This is a genomic window from Caldimonas caldifontis (genome assembly GCF_002930615.1).
GTDB classification, from domain to species: domain Bacteria; phylum Pseudomonadota; class Gammaproteobacteria; order Burkholderiales; family Burkholderiaceae_C; genus Caldimonas; species Caldimonas caldifontis.
Window position 1 is genome coordinate 180,708 of sequence record NZ_PSNX01000015.1, and the last position, 20,869, is coordinate 201,576.

At 69.9% G+C, this 20,869-nt stretch carries 18 protein-coding genes and 1 tRNA gene; 9 read left to right on the forward strand and 10 right to left on the reverse strand.

Features of this window, described 5'->3' with window-relative positions; translation table 11 throughout:
• The first annotated feature begins 186 nt into the window (after positions 1–186).
• Positions 187–813 carry an FMN-binding negative transcriptional regulator gene (locus C1704_RS15410; RefSeq protein WP_104303627.1) on the forward strand — a complete coding sequence of 209 codons (627 nt, stop codon included), beginning with the start codon at positions 187–189 and terminating at the stop codon, positions 811–813.
• On the opposite strand, the gene C1704_RS15415 is transcribed toward C1704_RS15410, so the two are convergent.
• The gene (locus C1704_RS15415; RefSeq protein WP_104303628.1) at positions 814–3,357 is read right to left on the reverse strand and encodes a YbcC family protein; all 2,544 of its coding nucleotides are present in this window, start codon (positions 3,355–3,357) and stop codon (positions 814–816) included.
• A 24-nt stretch (positions 3,358–3,381) separates the two neighbouring features.
• Positions 3,382–4,938 carry an NADH-quinone oxidoreductase subunit L gene (locus C1704_RS15420; RefSeq protein ID WP_104303629.1) on the reverse strand — a complete coding sequence of 519 codons (1,557 nt, stop codon included), beginning with the start codon at positions 4,936–4,938 and terminating at the stop codon, positions 3,382–3,384.
• Between the two features lie 97 nt (positions 4,939–5,035).
• On the opposite strand from C1704_RS15420, the gene C1704_RS15425 reads away from it, so the two are divergent.
• Positions 5,036–5,923 carry a LysR family transcriptional regulator gene (locus C1704_RS15425; RefSeq protein ID WP_104303630.1) on the forward strand — a complete coding sequence of 296 codons (888 nt, stop codon included), beginning with the start codon at positions 5,036–5,038 and terminating at the stop codon, positions 5,921–5,923.
• Here the strand turns inward: C1704_RS15425 and glmS are convergent.
• The gene (gene glmS, locus C1704_RS15430) at positions 5,910–7,790 is read right to left on the reverse strand and encodes a glutamine--fructose-6-phosphate transaminase (isomerizing) (RefSeq protein WP_104303631.1); all 1,881 of its coding nucleotides are present in this window, start codon (positions 7,788–7,790) and stop codon (positions 5,910–5,912) included. The two genes, C1704_RS15425 and glmS, sit on opposite strands and share 14 nt — an antisense overlap.
• A gap of 139 nt (positions 7,791–7,929) precedes the next feature.
• Here glmS and C1704_RS15435 point away from each other — a divergent pair, with 139 nt between their 5' ends.
• The 5 genes from C1704_RS15435 to C1704_RS15455 all read left to right on the forward strand — a co-directional run bounded on the left by C1704_RS15435 (position 7,930) and on the right by C1704_RS15455 (position 11,871).
• Complete coding sequence (locus C1704_RS15435) at positions 7,930–8,424, forward strand: Lrp/AsnC family transcriptional regulator (protein ID WP_104303694.1); 495 nt, start codon at positions 7,930–7,932, stop codon at positions 8,422–8,424.
• Between the two features lie 91 nt (positions 8,425–8,515).
• Positions 8,516–9,682: a hypothetical protein gene (locus tag C1704_RS15440; RefSeq protein ID WP_211286949.1), complete on the forward strand. Its 1,167-nt coding sequence runs from the start codon at positions 8,516–8,518 to the stop codon at positions 9,680–9,682.
• Positions 9,666–10,604 carry a metal ABC transporter substrate-binding protein gene (locus C1704_RS15445; protein WP_245876515.1) on the forward strand — a complete coding sequence of 313 codons (939 nt, stop codon included), beginning with the start codon at positions 9,666–9,668 and terminating at the stop codon, positions 10,602–10,604. The genes C1704_RS15440 and C1704_RS15445 overlap by 17 nt, the downstream gene beginning before the upstream one ends.
• Positions 10,601–11,368, forward strand: coding sequence for a metal ABC transporter permease (locus C1704_RS15450; RefSeq protein ID WP_104303633.1), 768 nt, complete (start codon positions 10,601–10,603; stop codon positions 11,366–11,368). Before C1704_RS15445 ends, C1704_RS15450 begins: the two co-directional genes overlap by 4 nt.
• Positions 11,365–11,871, forward strand: a complete 507-nt coding sequence (locus C1704_RS15455) for a transcriptional repressor (RefSeq protein ID WP_245876516.1) — start codon at positions 11,365–11,367, stop codon at positions 11,869–11,871. Before C1704_RS15450 ends, C1704_RS15455 begins: the two co-directional genes overlap by 4 nt.
• Before the next feature lie 15 nt (positions 11,872–11,886).
• Here the strand turns inward: C1704_RS15455 and glmU are convergent, their stop codons facing one another.
• Positions 11,887–13,266, reverse strand: a complete 1,380-nt coding sequence (gene glmU, locus C1704_RS15460) for a bifunctional UDP-N-acetylglucosamine diphosphorylase/glucosamine-1-phosphate N-acetyltransferase GlmU (protein ID WP_104303635.1) — start codon at positions 13,264–13,266, stop codon at positions 11,887–11,889.
• Between glmU and C1704_RS15465 the strand changes: the two genes are divergently transcribed.
• Positions 13,265–14,212 (forward strand): DUF6279 family lipoprotein, encoded by a 948-nt coding sequence (locus C1704_RS15465; RefSeq protein WP_104303636.1) that lies wholly within the window; start codon positions 13,265–13,267, stop codon positions 14,210–14,212. The genes glmU and C1704_RS15465 overlap by 2 nt on opposite strands.
• Here the strand turns inward: C1704_RS15465 and C1704_RS15470 are convergent.
• Entirely contained in the window at positions 14,179–15,189 is a 1,011-nt protein-coding gene (locus tag C1704_RS15470; protein ID WP_146076099.1) for an AraC family transcriptional regulator, read from the reverse strand. The genes C1704_RS15465 and C1704_RS15470 overlap by 34 nt on opposite strands.
• 169 nt (positions 15,190–15,358) lie before the next feature.
• Positions 15,359–16,252, reverse strand: coding sequence for a Crp/Fnr family transcriptional regulator (locus C1704_RS15475; protein WP_104303638.1), 894 nt, complete (start codon positions 16,250–16,252; stop codon positions 15,359–15,361).
• 217 nt (positions 16,253–16,469) lie between these two features.
• Between C1704_RS15475 and C1704_RS15480 the strand changes: the two genes are divergently transcribed.
• Positions 16,470–17,627, forward strand: a complete 1,158-nt coding sequence (locus C1704_RS15480; protein ID WP_104303639.1) for a GGDEF domain-containing protein — start codon at positions 16,470–16,472, stop codon at positions 17,625–17,627.
• Between the two features lie 65 nt (positions 17,628–17,692).
• On the opposite strand, the gene C1704_RS15485 is transcribed toward C1704_RS15480, so the two are convergent.
• The 4 genes from C1704_RS15485 to C1704_RS15500 form a co-directional block, all read right to left on the reverse strand.
• Positions 17,693–17,769, reverse strand: a tRNA-Met gene (locus tag C1704_RS15485).
• Between the two features lie 45 nt (positions 17,770–17,814).
• Positions 17,815–19,716 carry a protein-disulfide reductase DsbD gene (gene dsbD, locus C1704_RS15490; RefSeq protein ID WP_104303640.1) on the reverse strand — a complete coding sequence of 634 codons (1,902 nt, stop codon included), beginning with the start codon at positions 19,714–19,716 and terminating at the stop codon, positions 17,815–17,817.
• 8 nt (positions 19,717–19,724) lie between these two features.
• Positions 19,725–20,060: a divalent-cation tolerance protein CutA gene (gene cutA, locus C1704_RS15495; protein WP_104303641.1), complete on the reverse strand. Its 336-nt coding sequence runs from the start codon at positions 20,058–20,060 to the stop codon at positions 19,725–19,727.
• 16 nt (positions 20,061–20,076) lie between these two features.
• The gene (locus C1704_RS15500) at positions 20,077–20,865 is read right to left on the reverse strand and encodes an ABC transporter permease (RefSeq protein ID WP_104303642.1); all 789 of its coding nucleotides are present in this window, start codon (positions 20,863–20,865) and stop codon (positions 20,077–20,079) included.
• Positions 20,866–20,869 lie beyond the last annotated feature (4 nt).

Consider the following 20,869-nt stretch of genomic DNA (forward strand, 5'->3'; position numbering starts at 1 on the left):
ATGCAAATTAGCGCAGGGTTCGCAAGGCGCACTTTGCCTGAGGCCGCCACCCAGCAAATTCCCCCTTTCGGGGGTACTCAGTCGCCCCAGCTCGCCGTCGAGCCTCGATGCCCCGCCCTCCTCGCGGGCAAGGTCCCGGGCAATCCCTTACCCTTCCCGCACGCGCCAGCCCCCCGGAGCCCCGCCATGTACCTCCCTGCCCACTTCGCCGAAACCCGCCCCGAGCAGCTGCACCGCATCATCAACGACCACCCGCTGGGCATGATGGTCACGCACACGGCGGCGGGGTTGGAGGCGCAGCACATTCCTTTCCTGCTGGACCCGGCGCAGGGCGCGCAGGGGGTGTTGCTGGCGCATGTGGCGCGGGCCAACACGGTGTGGCAGGAGGTGGCCAGCGGCGATGCGGTGATGGTGGTGTTCCGCGGGGTGGAGGGCTACATCTCGCCCAACTGGTACCCCAGCAAGCACGAGACGCACCGCGCCGTGCCCACCTGGAACTACGAGGTGGTGCATGCGCACGGCACGGTGCACGTGCACGACGACGAGAAGTTCCTGCGCGGCCTGGTGGCGCGGCTCACGCGGGTGCATGAGGCCGCGCAGCCGGTGCCCTGGAAGATGGGCGATGCGCCGCCCGACTACCTGAGCGACATGCTGGGCAAGATCGTGGGGCTGGAGGTGCGCATCACGCGCCTGGAGGGCAAGCGCAAGCTGAGCCAGAACCACGAGGCCCGCAACCGCGCCGGCGTCATCCAGGGGCTGGAGGCGCAGGGCCACCCGGGGCTGGCGCAGGCGATGCGCGACGCGAGCGTGTGATCAAGGTCTTGCCGGGCTGAGGCCTACCGGCTCGGCCACTTGCGGATCGTCCAGCAGCGCCACTGACTGCCAGCGCCCGCCCGAGCGGCGCTCCAGCGTGGCCGCCTCGAAACGCCAGAGGTGGAGCCAGCCGTTGTCCACCAGGTGCCGCACCACCTCGTGCCGCTCGATCACGGCGTCGATGGCCGCGCGCGGGGCATCGATGACCACGGTCAGCCGCAGCGGTTCGTGCATCCAGCGCTGCCCGTCATGCAGCGACTGGCGTGACAGGCCGATGCGCAGGTCCCCGCCATTGCCTTCGAACACACCCAGCGTGCCGCCCACCACGTTGTGCAGCAGCTTGTTGCCGCTGCCCAGACGATCGGGCTCGCAGGCCGAGGCGTGGTATTGCCAGTTGATCCAGTGCGTCACCAGCATCGGCGCCGTCATCAGCAATTCCAGCACGCTGCCATCCGGGTCCTGGTTCGCGTCGTAGTCGTGCAGGAAACTGCGCCCGCCCAGCACGATGCCCCGGCTACGGTGGCGCGGTGCGATCAGGAAGGCTGCGTTGCCGGCAAGCCCCCATTCCGGACGGGTCTGCGCGCCATCATTGGCCCGGCGGCGCAAGGTGTCGAGGAGTCGCGGGTGCGGCATGCGCGGGTCCAGGCCGAGGCTCGGGGCCCGCTCACGGCGCACCTGGTCGCACGCCAGCGCCAAGGCACGCTGCAAGCGTTCCACACGCGCCCGGCCAGCCTCCGACAGTTCGTCGAGATCGAAGAACTCCACCTCGTCCGTGGTGGTGTTGTGCAGCGCGGCAACGAACTCGGTGGAGGCCGGGATGGGCTGGCCCTGGCCACGCAGGCCTTCTCGCACGGCTGGCTCGTTCAACAGATGCGCCAGGGTGCGCGCGTTGACCTCGCCACTCTGTCCGCAGCACGCGCCGCAGTCCAGCGCGGCCGCGTGCGCGTTGTTGGCAGACTGGCTCCCGTGCCCCGCCAGCAGCACGAGCGGGGCCAGCGCCTCACCCAGGCCCATGGCACGCAGCACGCGCGAGGCCAGGGCGACCTTGGCCTGCAGGTCGAGGCCCGTCAGGCGCGGCCGGCACAAGGCACGATAGCGCTTCGACAGGCCCTGCAGATCATCCCGGGGCCGGTCGTCCCCCCCGGGGCGCAGCCAGCGGCCCAAGGGGCCGAGATAGCCCAGTCCCGCCGCTTCCACGAAGGAGAAGGCCGACCCGGGCCACCGGCTGGCCGCCTGCCAACGGGCCTGCAGCCCGAGCCGGCGCTGGCGTGAGCGGGTCGCCTCATCCAGCAGACCGGCCTCGCCGCCCTGCCCGGATCCCGTGTGCACGGTGAAGGCTTCGCTGGCCGCGACGGAAGGCGCCAGCAGGCCGGGCAGCTGCGGCCGCGTGGCCTGGGTGCCCAGGGGCGTGTAGGCCAGCGGCAGACCGAAGAATCCGGCAAACCCGCGTGTCTGGACGGCCGGCCACACCGATTCCAGCGCACGGCGCAGGGGCTCGCTGCGCACGTCGATGCAGAAGACCGCCTGCACCTCGATCGGTGCGGCCGCCGCGTCCCCGCCGGGCGCCAACGACAACCGGCGGGCCAGTTCGCGCTGGTAGCCGGCCTCCAGCGCGGCCTGCCACACCTCGTCCACGGCCAGGGTGCGCTCGGCCTCCGCCAGCCGTTGGGGGGCCTGGGCCCAGGTCGTGCGCAAGGCCGCCAACGCAGTCTGCGTGGCTGCGTCATCCTTGCATTCCAGCAGCAAGGCCCCCCAGGCCAGCCGCAGGGCCAGCAGCTCGCGCAGGTGGCCATCCTGCCCGCCGGCCAGGCGCGCCTGCCACCCCAGATAGGCACACCACGAGGCCCAGCCATTGACCGTCAGCAACACGGCCTCGAGGTAGTCCGCCCACACGCCCTCAGGCAGGCCCAGGCGTTCCATCACCCAGCGCTCGGCATCCCTGGCCGAGGCCGGCACGGCATCGATGGCACGGCCGATCCCGGGCAGGCCCATCAGCAGGCCGATGCCGTGGTCATGCGCCAGGGTGTCGCGCCAGAAGGCATACAGGCCCTGCGAACGCGCTGCGCGCCAGTCGGCCTGGTGCTCATCGAAGTAAGCCGCACAGGTCTGGCTCACCTGGTGGGTGATGGCCTCGCGCCAGGACAAGCGAGTGTGTCGCCGGGGATCGTTGTCCAGCACGTCGATGAGCAGCGGCAACTGCTGCAGCGGAGCCCGCCGGTGCAAGGCCTCGACACAAGCGGCCGGCGTCAGCCCGGCCAGATCCGCGTCCATCTCCGGCCCCGAGGCCTGCCCCCGCAGCTGCTGCAGCGCCTGCGCCAGATCGGAGGGCGTGATGCGGCCCGCGGCCCAGGCCTCGAGCTGCTGCTCCCGCGCGGGGAAGACCCGGATGTTGCCCAGCAGCGCCATGCGGGCGGCCACACGGCGCACGGGCATCCCGACGCGGGCCCAGTGCGGGTTGACCGCGATCGCACGGTCCAGGGGCCAGGCGGGGGCGATGGCGCTGCAGGCTTGTTCGCAGGCGCGATCGATCAGGGACTCGGTCATGAAGGTCTCCAGGGTGTCAGGGCATCACAGGGCGTCGGTGCGCAAGGTGGCCACCGGAGGTGCATCTGACGCATATCGGGACGGTGGCGCCCAGCGGGCCGGCCCGCAACGCAGGGCCAGGCGTGTGTAGGCCTCATCGACGTAGAAGCCGGCATAGCTCCAGCGCCAGGCGCCGGCCAGCCAGGCGGGCCGCACCTGCATCAGCGTCAGTCCGGTGTACAGAACCGCCATGCCAAGCAGCGCCGCCAGCCCCAGCGCATCAGGCGCAGGCGCTTGCGGCACGCCCAGCGGCAGCGCATGCACCCCCAGCGCGGCCAGGGTGAGGGCCGTCACCATCGACATGCCGCTCAGCACCGGCCAGAGGCCCGGGCCGCAGCCCGGCCCGGCGGGCACCCACAGCAAGGGGGACCAGGCCAGGCCCAGCAGCACGCTCCACCACCATGGCCAGGCCGACAGGCCGGCGAGCCACTGAACGCCCAGGACCGCCGCCACCGCCAGCACCGGGGCCAGGCCCAGGCTGAGCGCATGCGGCGCCGCCGCGACATGCAGCGATTGCAGGCGCGTGTGGCGCACCACGCCGGAGGCGCCCAGGAAGGCGTGGGCCTTGTAGAGCGAGTGCCCGATGAGGTGCAGGGCCGCCAGGGTGTACAGCCCCAGCGCGCACTCGACCAGCATGAAACCCATCTGTGCCACGGTGGACCAGGCCAGCCGCACCTTGATGCTGATGCGCGTCAGCATGACCATGCCCGCCAGCACGGCGGTGGCCAGGCCCAGGGCCAGCAGCAGCACGCGCGCCACCATCGACTGTTCGAGCAGCGGCGCCAACCGGATCAGCACGAACCCCCCCAGGTTGACCACCCCCGCGTGCAGGAGGGCCGAGACCGGCGTCGGCGCTTCCATCACCTGGATCAGCCAGCCGTGCACCGGCAGCAGGGCCGTGCGCAACACCACGGCCAGCACCAGCGCCACCGCGCTGCCCTGCAAGCCCGCGGTGAGGCCAGTGTGTGCCACATGGTCCGCCAGGGCGGTGAGCGAGCCGCTGCCCACCTCCGCCCACGCCAGGGCCGCCGCGAGGATGAGCAGGCCATCGGCGGCGCGATCGGCGAACTGCTTCTTGTGGTCGGCCAGCCGGGCGAAGGCCCGATCGGGGTAGAAGCACAGCAGGGGACGCAACGCCGCCCCGACTCCGGCCCAGGCCGCGATCAGCACCCCCCAGTGATCGGCCAGCAGCAGCAGGTGCACCATCGCCAGCACCATCGCCAGGGCCGACACATAGCGCCGCTGGCCGGGCTCACCCTGGAGGTAGCGCGCCGAGAACGCGGCAATCACCGTGCCCAGCAACTGCACCAGGACGGCCAGCACCAGGCCCAGGGACGTCGCCTTCAAGCCCGGCAACAGCGGCACCGCCCCCATTCCGGCGGATACCACAGCCATCACCAGTGCCACGCCGGACAGCAGCAGCACCCCCTTCCACAGCCCCGGTGTCGGCAGCCCGTCGAACCGGCCCAGCAGCGCCGCCATCAGCATCAGCCCCACCGGCGCCAGGCCCACGGCCACGGACAGCCCCTCGAACATCGTCATCACAAGCCCTCGTCATGCGGATGGGAGGGATGATGCTTGCCGGCTTTTGTTCTGTAAATTACATTGATCAGAACTTTAAAATATCAAAAACAGAACGATGCGCCTGGACCAGCTCAACTTTCACCACCTCTTCTACTTCTGGCGCGTGGCTCGGCTGGGGCATCTGACGCGGGCGGCGCAGGAACTGCACACCTCGCAATCGGCCGTGTCGGCGCAGATCCGCCAGCTCGAGGAGCGGCTCGGCGAAACACTGTTCGCGCGCGAAGGTCGCCGGCTGGTCCTGACCGACACCGGGCAGCTCGTCCACGCCTATGCCGAGAACATCTTCGGGCTGGGTCAGGAGATGCTCGGCCGGCTGCAAGGCCGCAGCGCCGGCATCACCCGGCTGCGCGTGGGCAGCGTGGCCACGCTGTCACGCAACTACCAGGAGAACTGGATCCGGCCGCTGCTGGCCGACAGCTCGGTGGTGCTGACCCTGGAATCGGGCCTGCTGGAAGGCCTGATCGAGCGGCTGGTGCAGCACCAGCTCGACGTGGTGCTGGCCAACGAGACGGTGCCGGCCCACCCGGACCGTCCGCTGCATTGCGTCTTCCTGGGCAGCCAGTCGATCTCGCTCGTGGGCCCCAGCGGGCGCTGGGCCTCGCAGACCCTGCGTCTGCCCGAGGACCTCGACGGCCTCGACGTGGCCCTGCCGGGCCAGCGGCACGCCCTGCGCGCGCAGTTCGACGCCCTGTGCGCTTCCGCCGGCGTCACGCCGCGGCTGCGTGCCGAGGTGGACGACATGGCCATGCTGCGCCTCATCGCCCGCGACAGCGGCTGGCTGACCGTCCTGCCCGAAGTGGTGGTGCAGGACGAGCTGCGAACCGGTGTGCTGGTCACCGTGGGCCGCTCGACGGCCCTGCAGGAACGCTTCTACGCCATCACCACGCCGCACCGGCATCGCATCGAGGTGCTCGAGCGTCTCCTGTCGCTCACTCCACCGTGACCGACTTAGCCAGATTCCTCGGCTTGTCCACATCCGTCCCGCGCGCACAGGCGGTGTGATAGGCCAGCAGCTGCAACGGCACCACGTGGAGGATGGGTGAGAGCTGACCGTAATGTTCGGGCATGCGGATGACGTGCACGCCGGGTTCGCTTTCGATGCGGGTGTCGGCATCGGCAAAGACGTAGAGCTCGCCGCCGCGGGCGCGCACTTCCTGCATGTTGCTCTTGAGCTTTTCCAGCAGGGTGTCGTTGGGGGCCACGGTGACCACGGGCATCTGGTCGGTCACCAGGGCCAGGGGGCCGTGCTTCAGCTCGCCGGCCGGGTAGGCCTCGGCGTGGATGTAGCTGATCTCCTTGAGCTTCAGCGCGCCCTCCAGCGCAATGGGGTAGTGCAGGCCACGGCCCAGGAAGAGGGCGTTTTCCTTGCGGGCGAAGTCCTCGGCCCAGGCGATCACCTGGGGCTCCAGCGCCAGCACGGCCTGCAGAGCCACCGGCAGGTGGCGCAGGGCCTTGAGGTGGGCGGCTTCTTCTTCGTCACTCAGGCGGCCGCGCACCTGGGCCAGCGCCAGTGTGAGCAGAAAGAGGCCCACGAGCTGCGTGGTGAACGCCTTGGTGGAGGCCACGCCGATCTCCACGCCCGCGCGGGTGATGTAGGCCAGCTTGCATTCGCGCACCATCGCGCTGGTGGCCACGTTGCACACCGTGAGCGTATGGGGCATGCCCAGGCTGCGTGCGTGCTTCAGTGCCGCGAGCGTGTCGGCCGTTTCGCCGGACTGCGTGATCGTCACCACCAGGGTCCTGGGGTGCGGAACGCTCTCACGGTAGCGGTACTCGCTGGCGATCTCCACGCTGGTGGGGATCTTGGCGATCGATTCGAGCCAGTACTTGGCGGTGGAGCCGGCGTAGTAGCTGGTGCCGCAAGCCAGGATGAGCACCTGCTCCACGTCCTTGAACACGGAATAGGCCCCGTCACCGAAGAGTTCGGGCGTGATGGACTGGACGGCATCGAGCGTGTCGGCGATGGCGCGCGGCTGCTCGAAGATCTCCTTCTGCATGTAGTGCCGGTAAGGGCCCAGCTCGGCCGCGCCGGTGTGGGCCAGCACGGTGCGCACCGGCCGCTCCACGCGCTCGTAGCGGTCATGCGGCGCGCTCGCGGTGCGCGACTCGATCCAGTAGCGGCCGAGCTGCAGGTCGACCACGTCGCCTTCTTCCAGGTAGACGATCTGGTCGGTCACGCCGGCCAGGGCCATGGCGTCGGAGGCGAGGAAGTTCTCGCCCGCATCGGCCGCGCCCACCCCCAGCACCAGCGGCGAGCCTTCGCGCGCGCCCACCACGCGGTGCGGCTCGTCGCGGCAGAACACGGCAATGGCGTAAGCGCCGCGCAGGCGCAGCGTGGCGCGCTTCACGGCGTCGAAGAGGTCGCCGTCATACAGGTGGTCCACCAGGTGAGCGATGACCTCGGTATCGGTCTGGCTGGCGAAGGTGTAGCCCTTGGCCTGCAGCTCGGCGCGCAGTTCGTCGTGGTTCTCGATGATGCCGTTGTGCACGAGGGCGATGCGTGCGGGGCGAGCGGTGTAGGCGTCGGCCCCGGTGCCGTGCGAGAAGTGCGGGTGGGCGTTGTGCACTGCCGGCGCGCCGTGCGTGGCCCAGCGGGTGTGGGCGATGCCGGTGTAGCCGGCCACACCGTCCTGCGCCACCTGGGCTTCCAGTTCGGCCACGCGCGAGGTGCTGCGCGCACGGCGCGGCCCGCCGTCCTGGTGCACGGCCACGCCGCAGGAGTCATAGCCGCGGTACTCCAGGCGCTTCAGGCCTTCGATCAGGATGGGGACGATGTTGCGCTGGCTGGTGGCGCCGACGATGCCGCACATGGAAGAACTCCGCAAAGAAGGGATGTCGGGATGCTAGGCAAGATGGTGAGAAATTTTCTTGCGTTCACATTCATTTCAGGAATGATTCCGCCACAAAGCCTTTTGCGTGCAATAATTGATCGTGAATTCACTGTTTTTGATGAAATCAACCGCCCCCCACCCTCATCTGGATGCCATCGACCTGCGCCTGCTCGATCAGCTGCAGCGGGATGCCTCCTTGAACAACCAGGCCCTGGCGGAGCGCTGCCATGTGTCGCCCGCCACCTGCCTGCGCCGGGTGCGACGCCTGGTGGAGGCCGGCGTGATCGAGCGGCGCGTGGCCCTGCTCTCGCCCGAGCGGCTGGGTGCCGGGCTCACGGCCATCGTCGAGATCTCGCTCGACCAGCAGGCCGCCGAGCGGCTGGCCGCCTTCGAAGCCCGCGCCGTGGCCGAGCCGCAGGTGCAGCAGTGTTACCGCACCAGCAGCGGGCCCGACTTCGTGCTGGTGGTGCAGGTGCGCGACATGGACGCCTACCACGCGCTGGTACAGCGCCTGTTCACCAGTGACGCCAACGTGCGCAATGTGAAGGCCTACTTCTCCGTCAAGCGTGCCAAGTTTGAGCCTGCGCTGAGCCTGCCACCCTCCTCCGCCTGAACCGCTGCGCCCGGCGGTTGATCTTCATGCGCCTCTTGACTGCAATGTTATAACATTGCGTTTACTTGTTCTCTGGGCGAGGAGGCCCCGCATGAACCACCCCATCTCCATCCCGACCCTCTGCCACGCCTGTGTGCTGGCCCCCACCCTGGCCCTGGTCAGTGCAACTGCGTGGGGTCAGCCCTCTCCCGCGACGGCGCCAGCACCCACCGTCTCGAACTTCGAGGTGGGCCTGGTACTCGACGGCGCCTTCTCCTCGCGCGAACGGGCCCTGGGCCAGCGCGAGCGGGGCTTCGGCCTCGGCCACAACGAGCTGAGCCTGGCGGGCGCCGTGGACAACCTCTTCCAGGCCCGCGCGACCGCCGTGCTGCACAGCCACGACGGCGAGACGGAACTGGAACTCGAAGAGGCCTTCGTCGAGACCACCACGCTGCCGGCCGGCCTGCAGTTGCGCGCCGGCCGCTTCCTGGCCAGCCTGGGCTACCTGAACGAGCAGCACGTCCACGCCGACGACTTCGTCGAGCGGCCCCTGCTCTACCGCGCCTTCCTGGGCAGCCACTACTTCGACGACGGGCTGCGCCTGAGCTGGACGGCCCCCACGCGCCTGTACTGGCGCTCCACCGTCGAGGTGCTCGGCGGGCGGCAGCTCGTGCCGGAATCCACCAACGATCCGCGCGCCGGCGCCTTCACCGCCAGCACCAAGATCGGCGGCGACTGGAATGCCTCGAACAGCTGGCAGCTGGGCCTGTCCTACCTGCACAACCGGCGCAAGGCGGTGATGGAGGAGGAAGACCCGGATCCTGATCACGATCATGACCACGCCCATGGCCGCCGTTTCGGCGGGCGTCATCTCGTGATCGCCGATGCGGTGTGGAAATGGGCCCCCGGTGGCAACAACCGCCAGCAGCAGTTGCGCGTCTCGGCCGAGTACGCGCGTGTGAGCGACCTCAACGAGTTCGCCCGCAACAGCGACGTGCACGAAGCCGGCTACCTGTCGGTGGTGTACCGCTTCGCGCCGCAGTGGGAAGCCGGCGTGCGCGTGGACGAGCTGCGCGTGCGCGAGCCGCATGGCGACCACTTCCACAGCGGCCGCCTGCGCGAGGCCAGCGCCATGCTGGCCTGGAAGCCCACGCACTTCTCTGCGCTGCGCCTGCAGCTCACCGGCCAGCGCGACCGTGGCGGCTTCGACGACGCCGGGAACAGCGTGCAGCTGCAATACGTGATGAGCCTGGGAGCCCACGGTGCGCACGGCTTCTGAACACGTTCGCCGCTGGATGGCGGTGCTGTGTTGCGCCCTGGCAGCGCCGGCCGCACAGGCGCTCGAGGTCTTCGCCTGCGAGCCCGAATGGGCCGCACTCGTGAAGGTGCTGGCCCCGCAGGCGCGCGTGACCAGCGCCACGCACGCCCTGCAGGACCCGCATCACATCGAGGCCCGGCCGGCGCTCATCGGGGCGCTGCGCCGCGCCGACCTCGCGGTGTGCACCGGCGCCTCGCTGGAAGCCGGCTGGCTGCCCATGCTGCAGCAGCGTGCGGGCAATGCACGCGTGTTCAACGGTCGCGACGGCATGTTCTTCGCAGCGGATCATGTGACGCTGATGCACGACCACGCCCACACGCACCTGGACCGCAGCCTGGGCGACGTGCATGCCGAGGGCAACCCGCACTTTCACCTCGACCCGCACAAGCTCAGGCAGGTCGCCCAGGCCCTCGCTGATCGCCTGGCGCGCATCGACCCCGCGGGTGCCGCGGGTGTGCGCGAGCGCCACGCGGCCTGGGTGCGTCAATGGGACGAACGCATCGCCGCCTGGGAAACCCAGGCCGAGCCCCTGATGGGCCGCACGCTGGTGGCCCAGCACAGCACCTTCGGCTACCTGTGGGAATGGCTGGGCCTCACCCAGGTCGCCGACCTGGAGCCCCGGCCCGGCCTGCCGCCCACGCTGGCGCACCTGCAGCGCGTGCTCAAGGATGTCGCCGACGACCCGCCGCGCTTCATTGTGCAGGCCAGCTACCAGGATCCGCAGGCCGGCCAGTGGCTGGCCGGACGCACGGGGCTGCCGGTGAAGGTGCTGCCCGCCACGGTCACCGAACAGGGCCGCGCGAGCACGCTGGAAGGTCTGTTCGACGAGCTCATCGAGCAGCTGCTGGCGGCCCTGCGGGCCTCGGAAGGCGCTCGCCGATGAGCGATCTTTCGGTGCTGGGCTGGCCGCTGGCGGCGGGCGTGCTGGTGCTGCTCAGCCATGTGCCGCTGGGCGTGCAGGTGCTGCGTCGCGGCATCGTCTTCATCGACCTGGCCATCGCCCAGGTGGCGGCCCTGGGCGTGCTGGTGGTGGGCAGCCTCACCGCGCAGGCCGGCCTGTCGGCCCTGGCCGGCGTGGTGTCGGCGCTGGCGGGTGCGGGGCTGGTGGCCTGGCTCAGCCGGGCCTGGCCCGAGCGTCGCGAGGCCTTGATCGGGCTGGTCTACGTGGCCGGCGCGGCCGCTGCGCTGCTGTGGGTGAGCGCCGATCCACACGGCGGACAGAAACTGGCCAGCCTGCTCGCCGGAGACGTACTGTGGGTGCTGCCCGGCCAGCTCGCTCTGCTGGCCGCCGCCACTGCGGTCTTCCTGGTGCTGCACCGGGTGTGGGGCCCCGCGTTCTGGAATGGCAGCGCCTTCTATCCCGCGTTTGCCGTGCTGGTGAGCCTGTCCGTGCCCTTGCTGGGACTCTACCTGGTGTTTGCCACGCTCATCGTCCCCGCCCTGGCGGTGGTGGCGGGCGGGCGCCGCGCGTGGAGCGGTGTGCTCGGCGGCAGCCTGGCCTACGCAGCCGGCCTGCTGGCCTCGCTGGTCTGGGATCTGCCCAGCGGGCCCTGCGTCGTGCTGGCGCTGATGGCCTTCGGCGCCCTGGTCGCCGTACCGGGTCTTGGGGGGCTGCGCCGCGAACCCGGCGCTACACTCGACGCGTGAGTCCGACCCCCGCCCCGCCTGCAGCCGCTGCGCGCCCCAGCCCCACCGAGGTGACCCGTCGCCTGGACCAGGCGCAGGCGCAATGCGCTGCGCGTGGCGCCCAGCTGACCGCCCTGCGCCGCGAGGTGCTGGAGCTGCTGCTGCTGCGCCAGGGCAGCGCCAAGGCCTACGACCTGCAGGACGACATGCGCGTGCGCCACGGCCGCGTCGCCCCCACCACGGTCTACCGGGCGCTCGAATTCCTCATGGAGCAGCAGCTGGTGCACCGCGTGGACTCGCTCAACAGCTTCGTCGTGTGCAACCTCGACCCTGGGCCGCACGATCACCATCATGATCACACGATGATGCTGGTGTGCTCGCGCTGCGGCCAGGTCACCGAGGTGCACGACGACCCGGCCACCGAGGCCATTCGCCGCGCCCTGCATGTCGACGCCCCGGGGTTTCACGCCACGGGCATCGAGATCAAGGGCGTGTGCGGCGCCTGCCAGGCTGCGGCCGCCTGAGCGGCGCCGCCCTCCTCACTTCTTCTTCTGCGGCCGCTGCCAGCCCGGCAGCGACACCTGCTTGGCACGCGCCACCGTGAGCTGCCCGGCCGGCGCGTCCTTGCTGATCGTGCTGCCGCCACCGATGGTGGCCCCCGCGCCCAGCGTGACCGGGGCCACCAGCACGCAGTTCGAGCCCACGTGCACGTCGTCGCCGATCACCGTGCGGTGCTTGTTGGCGCCGTCGTAGTTGGCCGTGATGCTGCCTGCGCCGTAGTTGACGCGTTCACCGACCGTGGCATCGCCCAGGTAGGCCAGGTGGTTGGCCTTGGCACCGCGCGCCAGCGTCGAGTTCTTCACTTCCACGAAATTGCCGATGTGCACCTCGGGGCCCAGGTCGGCACCTGGGCGCAGCCGGGCAAAGGGCCCGATCAGCGCGCCCTGGCCCACCGTCACGCCCAGGGTGTCGCCATCGATGTGGGTGCAGGCATGGATCACCGCGCCCTCGGCGATCTCGGCGTTGCGGATCACGCAATTCGGCCCGATGCGCACGTTGTCGCCCAGCACCACGCGGCCTTCGAACACGCAGTTGATGTCGATCTCCACATCGCGCCCGCAGCGCAACGTGCCGCGCAGGTCGAAGCGTGCCGGGTCGGCCAGACGCACCCCCTCGGCCAGCAGGCGTTCGGCGTGGCGACGCTGCAGGCGGCGCTCCAGGTCGGCCAGCTGCGCCGGGCTGTTCACGCCCAGCACCTCGATCTCGTCGGCCGGGTGGGCGGCCACCACCTCCACGCCGTCGGCCACCGCCAGGGCCACCACGTCGGTCAGGTAGTACTCGCCCTGGGCGTTGTCGTTCTTCAGCTGCGCCAGCCAGCGCTTCAGGTGCGCGGTCGGCGCGGCCATCATGCCGGTGTAGACCTCGCGGATCTCGCGCTGCTCGGCGCTGGCGTCCTTGTGCTCGACGATCGCGCGCACGCCGGCGCCCTGGCGCACGATGCGGCCGTAGCCCGTCGGGTCGGCCAGGTGCACCGTCAGCAAGGCCAGGCGCCGGCCGTCGCAGGCGGCCACCAGGGCGCGGGCCGTCTCCGTGTCGATCAGGGGCACATCGCCGTTGAGGATGAGCGTGGTGCCTTCGTCGGCCAGCGCAGGCACCGCCTGCTGCACGGCGTGGCCGGTGCCCAGCTGGGGCTGCTGGACCACGAAGTGCAGCGCAGGCGCCGCCTGCGCCATGGCCGCACGCACCGTGTCGGCGCCATGACCCACCACGGCGATGAGGCGATCGGCCTGCAGGCGTGCAGCCGCATCGATGACGTGCTGCAATAAGGGCCGTCCCGCCAGTCGATGCAGGACCTTGGGCAACGAGGACTTCATGCGGGTGCCCTGCCCCGCGGCCATGATGACAACGTCGAGTGCCATGAAGATGTTCTGCCGTATCAAGACGATGCTGCGCATTATCGGTGCGCGCCGCTGGGCCCTGGCGCTGCTGGCCGTGCCCCTGCTGCTGGCGGGCTGCGGGCTGGTGCGTGTGGGCTACGGACAGGCCCCCAACCTCGTCTACTGGCGACTCGATGGGCTGGCCGGTTTTTCCGCCGAGCAGGCCCCCCAGGTGCGCGAGGCCATCGCGCAATGGTTCGACTGGCACCGCCGCGAGGAACTGCCCCGCTACGCCGACGCCCTGGCCCGGCTGCAACGCGAACTCCCAGGCGACGCCACGCCCACCCAGGTGTGCCGCTGGTTCGACGAGCTGGCACTGTGGCGCGACAGCGCCTGGGAGGCCGCCCTGCCCCTGCTCGCACCGGTGGCCCTGTCCCTGGACGCCGGCCAGCTGCAGCGCCTACGTACCGAGCTGCGCAGCGCCGACGACAAGCTCAAGCGCGAGATCCTGCCCGACAGCGCCGCGGACCGACTGCAAGGCCAGGTGCAGCGCACGGCCCAGCGCGCGCAGCGTCTCTATGGACGGCTCGATGCCACCCAGCGCGAGTGGCTGAGCCTGCAGCTCACCCAGGCCCCGCTGAGCCCCGAGGCCTGGTGGGCCGAACGCCAACGCCGCCAGGACGACCTGCTGCGCACCCTGGCAGGCCTGCAGGAGCGCCGGCCCAGCGAACCCCAGGCCCGGGCCGCCCTGCAAGGGGTGTACCGGCGCGCCGTGCACGCACCGGCTGCCGGCGGCAGTGGTCACCCGCAGGCCCGCCAGTGTGAACTCATTGCCGGCCTGCACAACCGCACCACCCCGGCGCAGCGGGCCACGGCCGTCCAGCGCGTGCGCGGCTGGGAGGCCGACCTTCGGGCCCTGGCCGACGCCGCCCGCCCGGCGGGCGAGCGGCAGGCTCAGGCGCCCACCGCCTCGCCGGCCTGGCGATAGGCCCCCGGCGTTTGCCCCGTCCACAGCCGGAAGGCGCGGTGGAAGGAGGCCGCGCTGTCGAAGCCCAGCTCGGCGCCGATGCTTGCGATCGACTCGCGTGTGCGCGTGAGCTTCTGCACCGCCAGGTCGCGGCGCAGTTCGTCCTTGATGCGCTGGAAGCTCGTGCCCTCGTCGGCCAGCCGCCGGTGCAGGGTGCGCAGCGACAGGTTCAGGGCCCGTGCCGCCGCTTCGGCCGTTGCGCCGTGCAGCAGATGCTCCGAAAGATGGCCTCGCACCAACTGGCTCAGGCGCTCGTGACGGAACTCGGCGAACATCCAGCCTTCCGGCGCGCGCCGCAGGAACTCGGGAAGTTCATGCGCGCTGCGCCGCAGCGGCAGCTCCAGCCAGGTCGCGTCCAGGTACAGCGCCGACACCGGCTGACCAAAGCGCACCGGCCCGGGGTAGAGGCTCTGGTACTCCTCGGCAAAGCCCGGCGCCGAGAAGGCGAAATCCACCCGCTCCAGCGGCAGCTTGCGGCCCACCAGCCACGAGCACACCCCGTGCACGAGCTTGAGCATCAGATCGTCTCCCACCGCGCTGGGCGGCGGAGCCCCTTCACAACGCAGCAGCGCGATGCGGCACCACCCATCCTGCACCCCGACGTCGAGGCGGAAATCATCCTGCAGCATGCGCAGGAACAGCGTCCACCGGTGCAGCGCCACTTGCAGATTGCGTGCATCCATCAGGCTCAGGCAGGTGAACTTCAGCGCCCCAGGCCGCAGCGGGCGAGAGTAGAAGCGCAGCATCTCGTCATCGCGGCGCCGCACCAGGGCGCGGTACAGGGCGGCAAACTGCTCTTCGGTGACACGGGCCCCGGCGTGCTGCAGCAGGGCCGGCGACACCCCCGCTTCGGCCAGCGCCTCCCGGGCCTCGGTCTCGCCCGTGCCGCTCGCCTCGAAAACGGCGCGCACGTAGCCCATCGAGAGGGTGGGCGTCATCTCCAACCGCGTACGTCCAGCCAAGGTGCAGGGCTCCCGGCGCGGCACCTCCAGACGGCCGCGCGAGCCTCCACCCTAGCATGGTTTGGCACGATCAGACACAAAGGCCGGGGCAAAGTGGCGTTTTCAGCCCCACCCAGGCGACAGTTCTGGCCGAAAGCGACGGACTTCAGACCCGGGGCGGCCAGGCATGCGCGAGCTCGGCCCAGCCCTCGGCCGGGGCCTGACCGGTCTTGCGCGGCGCGGCGCGGCGGCCCAGATCCATCCACCAGCTGGCATCGGCATCGGCCAGCTCCTGCAGTCGCGTGAAGTCCAGCACCGACAGGCGCGCCTCCCCCAGCTTCACCAGGCCCATGGCCTGCAACTGCCGCAGGGCCCCATTGACGCGCTGGCGGCTGCCACCCACCATCGCCGCGAGATCGCTCTGCGAGATGCGCAGGTCGATGCGCAACTCCTGGCCCTGCGTGCTGCCGAAGTGCCGGCCCAGGCGCAGCACCTGGCGGGCCAGACGCTGCGCCAGCGGCAGCGTGTGCAGTTCCTCGAAGCGGCGGAACATGTGCCGCAGGCGCTGGCAGTTCAGCTTCATGAAGGCATCGCGCAGCTCGGCGTGGTCGGCCATCAGCCCACGCATGTCCGCCTGCGACACCATCAGCAGCGTCGAGGGCACCTGCGCCACCACGTCCAGGTCATTGGGCTTGCCGTCGATCAGCGCAATGTCACCGAACCATTGCCCTGGGCCCACCAGATCCAGCGTGAAGGGCCGCCCGTCGCGCAGCACCGTCCCCAGACGCACGGCCCCCCGGATCACACCGATCCAGTCGGCCGCCAGGCTGCACCGGCGCGCCAGCACCGTGCCCGTGGAAACACGGCTGACGCGCGAGCGCGCCAGCACCGCGCAACGCAGCGTTTCCGACAGGGCACCGAACCACGGCCCCGCATGCAGGCTGGCCAGCTCATCGAGGCGCAGGTCGGAGGAGACGATGCCCCCCCGCCAGGTCGGCGAGCGCACGCCAGCGGGGATGCGGGACACGGGGGACGGGAGGGAGCTCAGGATGGCGGACATGGGGCACTTCCAGGACATCAGGCAACACACTGCGGGACAACCCTGAGGTCATTCACCGCATCCTCGGGTTCGGGGCCCAATGTACGAAGTGGCGTGAAATACGTCATTCGCGATTCGGGCCGATTTCTTGCCTTCTTGTGCCACGGCCCCGAAGATGGGTGGTGCCGCTGCCGACATTTGTGCACGGCCGGTCAAAAACAACAAGCCCTGCTGACCGATGGAGACCATTGCCCCGCTGTTCATCTCGACCGGTCTCACCCAGGCGCTGTATGCCATGGGCTGGCTGATGGTGGCGGTGCTCATCCGCGAGCACCGCACCACGGCCCGGCACTTCATGGGCTTCTGCGGCTTCCATGCAGCGGCACTCATCCTCATGGCCGGGCGCGGCACGCTCGACCCCTGGTGGAGCGTCACCGGCTCCAACCTGTGCCTGATCGCGTCCTACCTGATGGTGTGGCGCGGCGTCACGGCCTTCTTCCAGCTCGAGGAGCAGACGCGGGAACGCCAGGTGGTGGGCGTGCTGGCGATGCTCGCATCGCTGTGGATCGGCCCCAGCCCGGAAAACTCAGCCTCCCGCGTGGTGGTGGTCAGCATCGTCATCGTATGGGTGATCGTGCGGGCCGTGATGGCCGTGCGTCGGCCCATGGGCCGGGAGTTCGGCACCCGGCTGTCCTGGCTGATCAACGGCCCCTCGATGCTGATGGCCTGCCTGCTCGGGCTGCGCATCATCGGCGTGCTGCTGGAGCCCCGGCCCGACACCGACATCGTCACCACCACCGCCGCCCACCCGGGCTTTGCCTACGCTGCCCAGATCATCTCGGCCTTTGTCAATTTCGCCTACGGCGGCATGCTGATGGCGCGCGTCATGCGTCGCCTCGATGCGCTTTCTCGCACCGACGGCCTCACCGGCCTGCTCAACCGGCGAGCCATGAACGACGTGCTGCACGACGAATGGCAACGGCTGGGGCGGCATCCCTCGCCGCTGTCAGTGGGCCTGCTCGACATCGACCACTTCAAGGCCATCAACGACACCCATGGCCACGATGTCGGTGATCAGGTGCTCAAGCATGTGGCCGCCACCCTGCAGGCCAACGTGCGCCCCACCGACCGGCTCTCGCGTCATGGCGGCGAGGAGTTCCTGCTGCTCATGCCCGACACCGATGCAGCGGGCGCCCAGCAGGCCTGTGAGCGCCTGCGCGAGCGCATCGCCGCCTCACCGGCCGCCACCACGGCCGGGCCGCTGTCCATCACCGTGAGCATCGGCACCACCAGCGCCCGCCACAGCGACGCCCGCATCGACGATGTGCTGATCCGCGCCGACGCAGCCCTCTACGCCAGCAAGCGCAGCGGGCGCAATCGGGTGACCCTGATGTGATAGCGCAAGGAATGCCTGACCCAATGCAAAACGCCAGCCCAAGGGGCTGGCGTTTTGGCGGTGTTTGGTTGCGGGGGCTGGATTTGAACCAACGACCTTTGGGTTATGAGCCCAACGAGCTACCAGACTGCTCCACCCCGCGTCAGAAGACCGAAACTATAGCACGAAATCTTGCTGCGCTGCAAGGTCAGGGCTGCAGTCCGGCCACCGCGAGACTTTGCAGGAAGCGATCTGCCGACTGGAAGCCGATCACGCGCACACCTTCGAGTTCGCGACCCCGCGCATCGAAGAAGACGATGCCCGGTGGGCCGAAAAGTCGGAAGCGGCGCAGCAGGGCCCGGTCCTCGGGGCTGTTGCGGGTCACGTCGGCCTGCAGTAGCAAGGCGCCGGACAAGGCGGCCTGCACGCGCGGGTCGCTGAAGGTGAAAGCCTCCATTTCCTTGCACGACACACACCAGTCGGCATAGAAGTCGAGCATCACCGGGCGCCCCGCCGTGGCCACGACGCGCTCCAGTTCGGCCACGCTGCCCACCCGTTGGAAATGCACCCCCGTGGCCGCCTGAACGCTGCCGGTCGTGGCCAGGTGACGCAACGGCTGCCAGGGGTCACGCCCACCCGACGCCGCCCCCACCAGTTGCAGCACGCCCAGCACGGCCAGGACCACCCCCACGCCCTTGAAGAATTTCGCCCAGCCGCGAGCGCCGGTGTGCAAGGTGTCGAAGACCCTCAGGTAGACGGCACTGACGAGCAGCAAGGCGCCCCACAGCAGCATGCTCACCGCACCGGGCAGCACCGACTGCAGCATCCACAGGGCCACCGCCACCAGCAGCACGCCAAAGAAGTGCTTGATGTGCTCCATCCAGGCGCCGGAACGCGGCAGCCAGTGGCCGGCCGAGGCGCCCAGCAACAGCAGCGGCACGCTCATGCCCGCGGCCAGCGCAAAGAGCGCCAGGCCGCCCAGCAGCATGTCCCGGCTCTGGCTGATGTAGACCAGCGCCCCCGCCAGCGGCGCCGCCACACAGGGGCTGACGATGAGCGCCGAGATTCCGCCCATCAGGAACACGCCCCACAGGCGACCGCCACGCGTGCGTCCGCTGGCCTGGGTGAGCCGCTCGCGCCAGGCGCGCGGCAGCTGGAGCTCATAGAACCCGAACATCGACAGGGCCAGCAGCACCAGCATCGCGGCAAACACGCTCAGCACCCAGGGCTGCTGCAGCGCCGCAGCCAGACCCTCCCCCGCCCAGCCCGCCGCCAGTCCCAGGGCCGTGTAGACCAGCGCCATGCCCAGGGAATAGCTGGCGGCCAGCGCCAGGCCCCGGCCTCTCGTGACCGGCTGCCCCTGCGCATCGGCCTGCCCCACGATCAGCGACGACAGGATGGGCAGCATCGGCAGCACGCAGGGCGTGAGCGACAGCAGCACGCCCGCCGCGAAGAAGACCGCCATCACCGGCAGCCAGCGGCCGGAGGCCAGCACCGCGTCGATGCGCGAGGCCTCCACGGGCGAAGCCGTGTTGACGAGGCGTTCGCTGTCGGCAGGCATCGCCGTCGTGGACGCCGCAGGCCCGCCACGTGAGCCCCACAGCGCGCCCAAGCCTTGAGAAAAGACGCTGCCCACCCCACCCCCGACCTGGCGATCATCGACACGCAGCAATTGCACCCCATCCTGCGCCGCGCCGAAGGCCCGCAAGGCAACCTCGTGCTCGTGCTCCATCGGCGGATAGCACAGCCCCTGGTCGGCGCAGCCCTGGCTGCGCACCACCAGGCGGAAGCCTTCGGGGGGCGCCGACTGCACCGGCAGGCGGATCAGCAAGGTGCCGCGGTGCGTCTCGACGTCCTTCTCGAAGGTCTTGTCGTACTTGACCTCCCCGGCGGGAACGTCCGCGTCTCCCAGCGTGGCCGACGGCGCCGTGAAGGCGAACTGTTCGCGGTACATGTAGTAGCCGTCCGCGATGTCGAAGCGCAGTTCAAGCACCCGCTCGTCCACCACGCGCACGCTGTGGCGAAAGGCCTCCTCCGGGTCGAGGAAGTCCTGGCTGGCCGCAGCCATCGATGCCACGCCTGCGAGCAGCACCACGGCCATCCATTGCATCAGGCGCCTCACGGGCGGTCCTCCCTCACGTTGGAACGCACCCAGGCCAGGTACGGCGCATGCCCGTCACGCACGTCGCACGCGATCAGCTCCGGCAGCTCGTAGGGGTGCAGTGCGGGCAGGCGCTCCAGCAGCCTGGGCCACGCAGACCTTGTGGTCTTGATCACCATCACGCACTCCCGCGTGTCCTCCACCCGACCTTGCCAACGATAGATCGAGCGGGCCGAGGGCAGCAGGTTGACGCAGGCGACCAACCCCTCGTCCACCAGCTGGCGCGCGATGTGCCGGGCCGCGTCCTCGTCGGGCGCGGTGCTCAGGGCCAGCATCACCTCCGGCTCGTTCATGCCTTCGTCCTCCCGATCAGGATCTGAAGAAGCGGCGACGCGTGAGCGCCAGGGCCACATAGTAGCCGCCCACTGCATACAGGCTCAGCACCAGCAGGGGCCGCAGCCACTCCACCGGCCACTGCCCCACCACCAGCGGGCGCACGATCTCCACCGCCGCGGTCAGCGGCAGGGCCTGGGCCACCAGGCGCAGCGCATCGGGCAGCTGCTCCAGTGGAAAGTAGACGCCCGACAGAAAGGTCATCGGGGTCAGCACCAAGGTGAAGTAGTAGGTGAAGAAGTCGTAGTTGCGCGCCAGGGCATTGAACACCAGCGCCACCGAGGCGAAGGTCACCCCCACCACGAACAGCAGCGGGAGGGCCAGCAGCAGCGTGGGCTGGCGACTGATGCCCAGCACGATGAGCACCCCCACGATGGCCACCGCCGAAAACAGCGCCTTGAGTGCCGCCCAGAGCATCTCGGCAAAGAGGATGTCGTCCAGCGACACCGGGGCGTTCATGATGCCGTCCCAGGTCTTCTGCACATGCATGCGTGAGAAGGCCGAGTACAGCGATTCGAACGACGCCGCATACATCGTGCTCATGCAGATGCTGCCCGACGCGAGGAAGACGATGTAGGGCAGGCCCTGCACCTCCCCCACCAGGGAGCCCAGGCCGTAGCCAAAGGCGACGAGCACGATCAGCGGTTCGGCGATGTTGCCCAGCAGGCTGGGCAAGGCCAGTTTGCGCCACACCAGCAGGTTGCGCTGAACCACCGGCCAGACCCGTCGGCTCAGTTGGGGCGGTGCGTAGAAGGACACGGTCATGGTG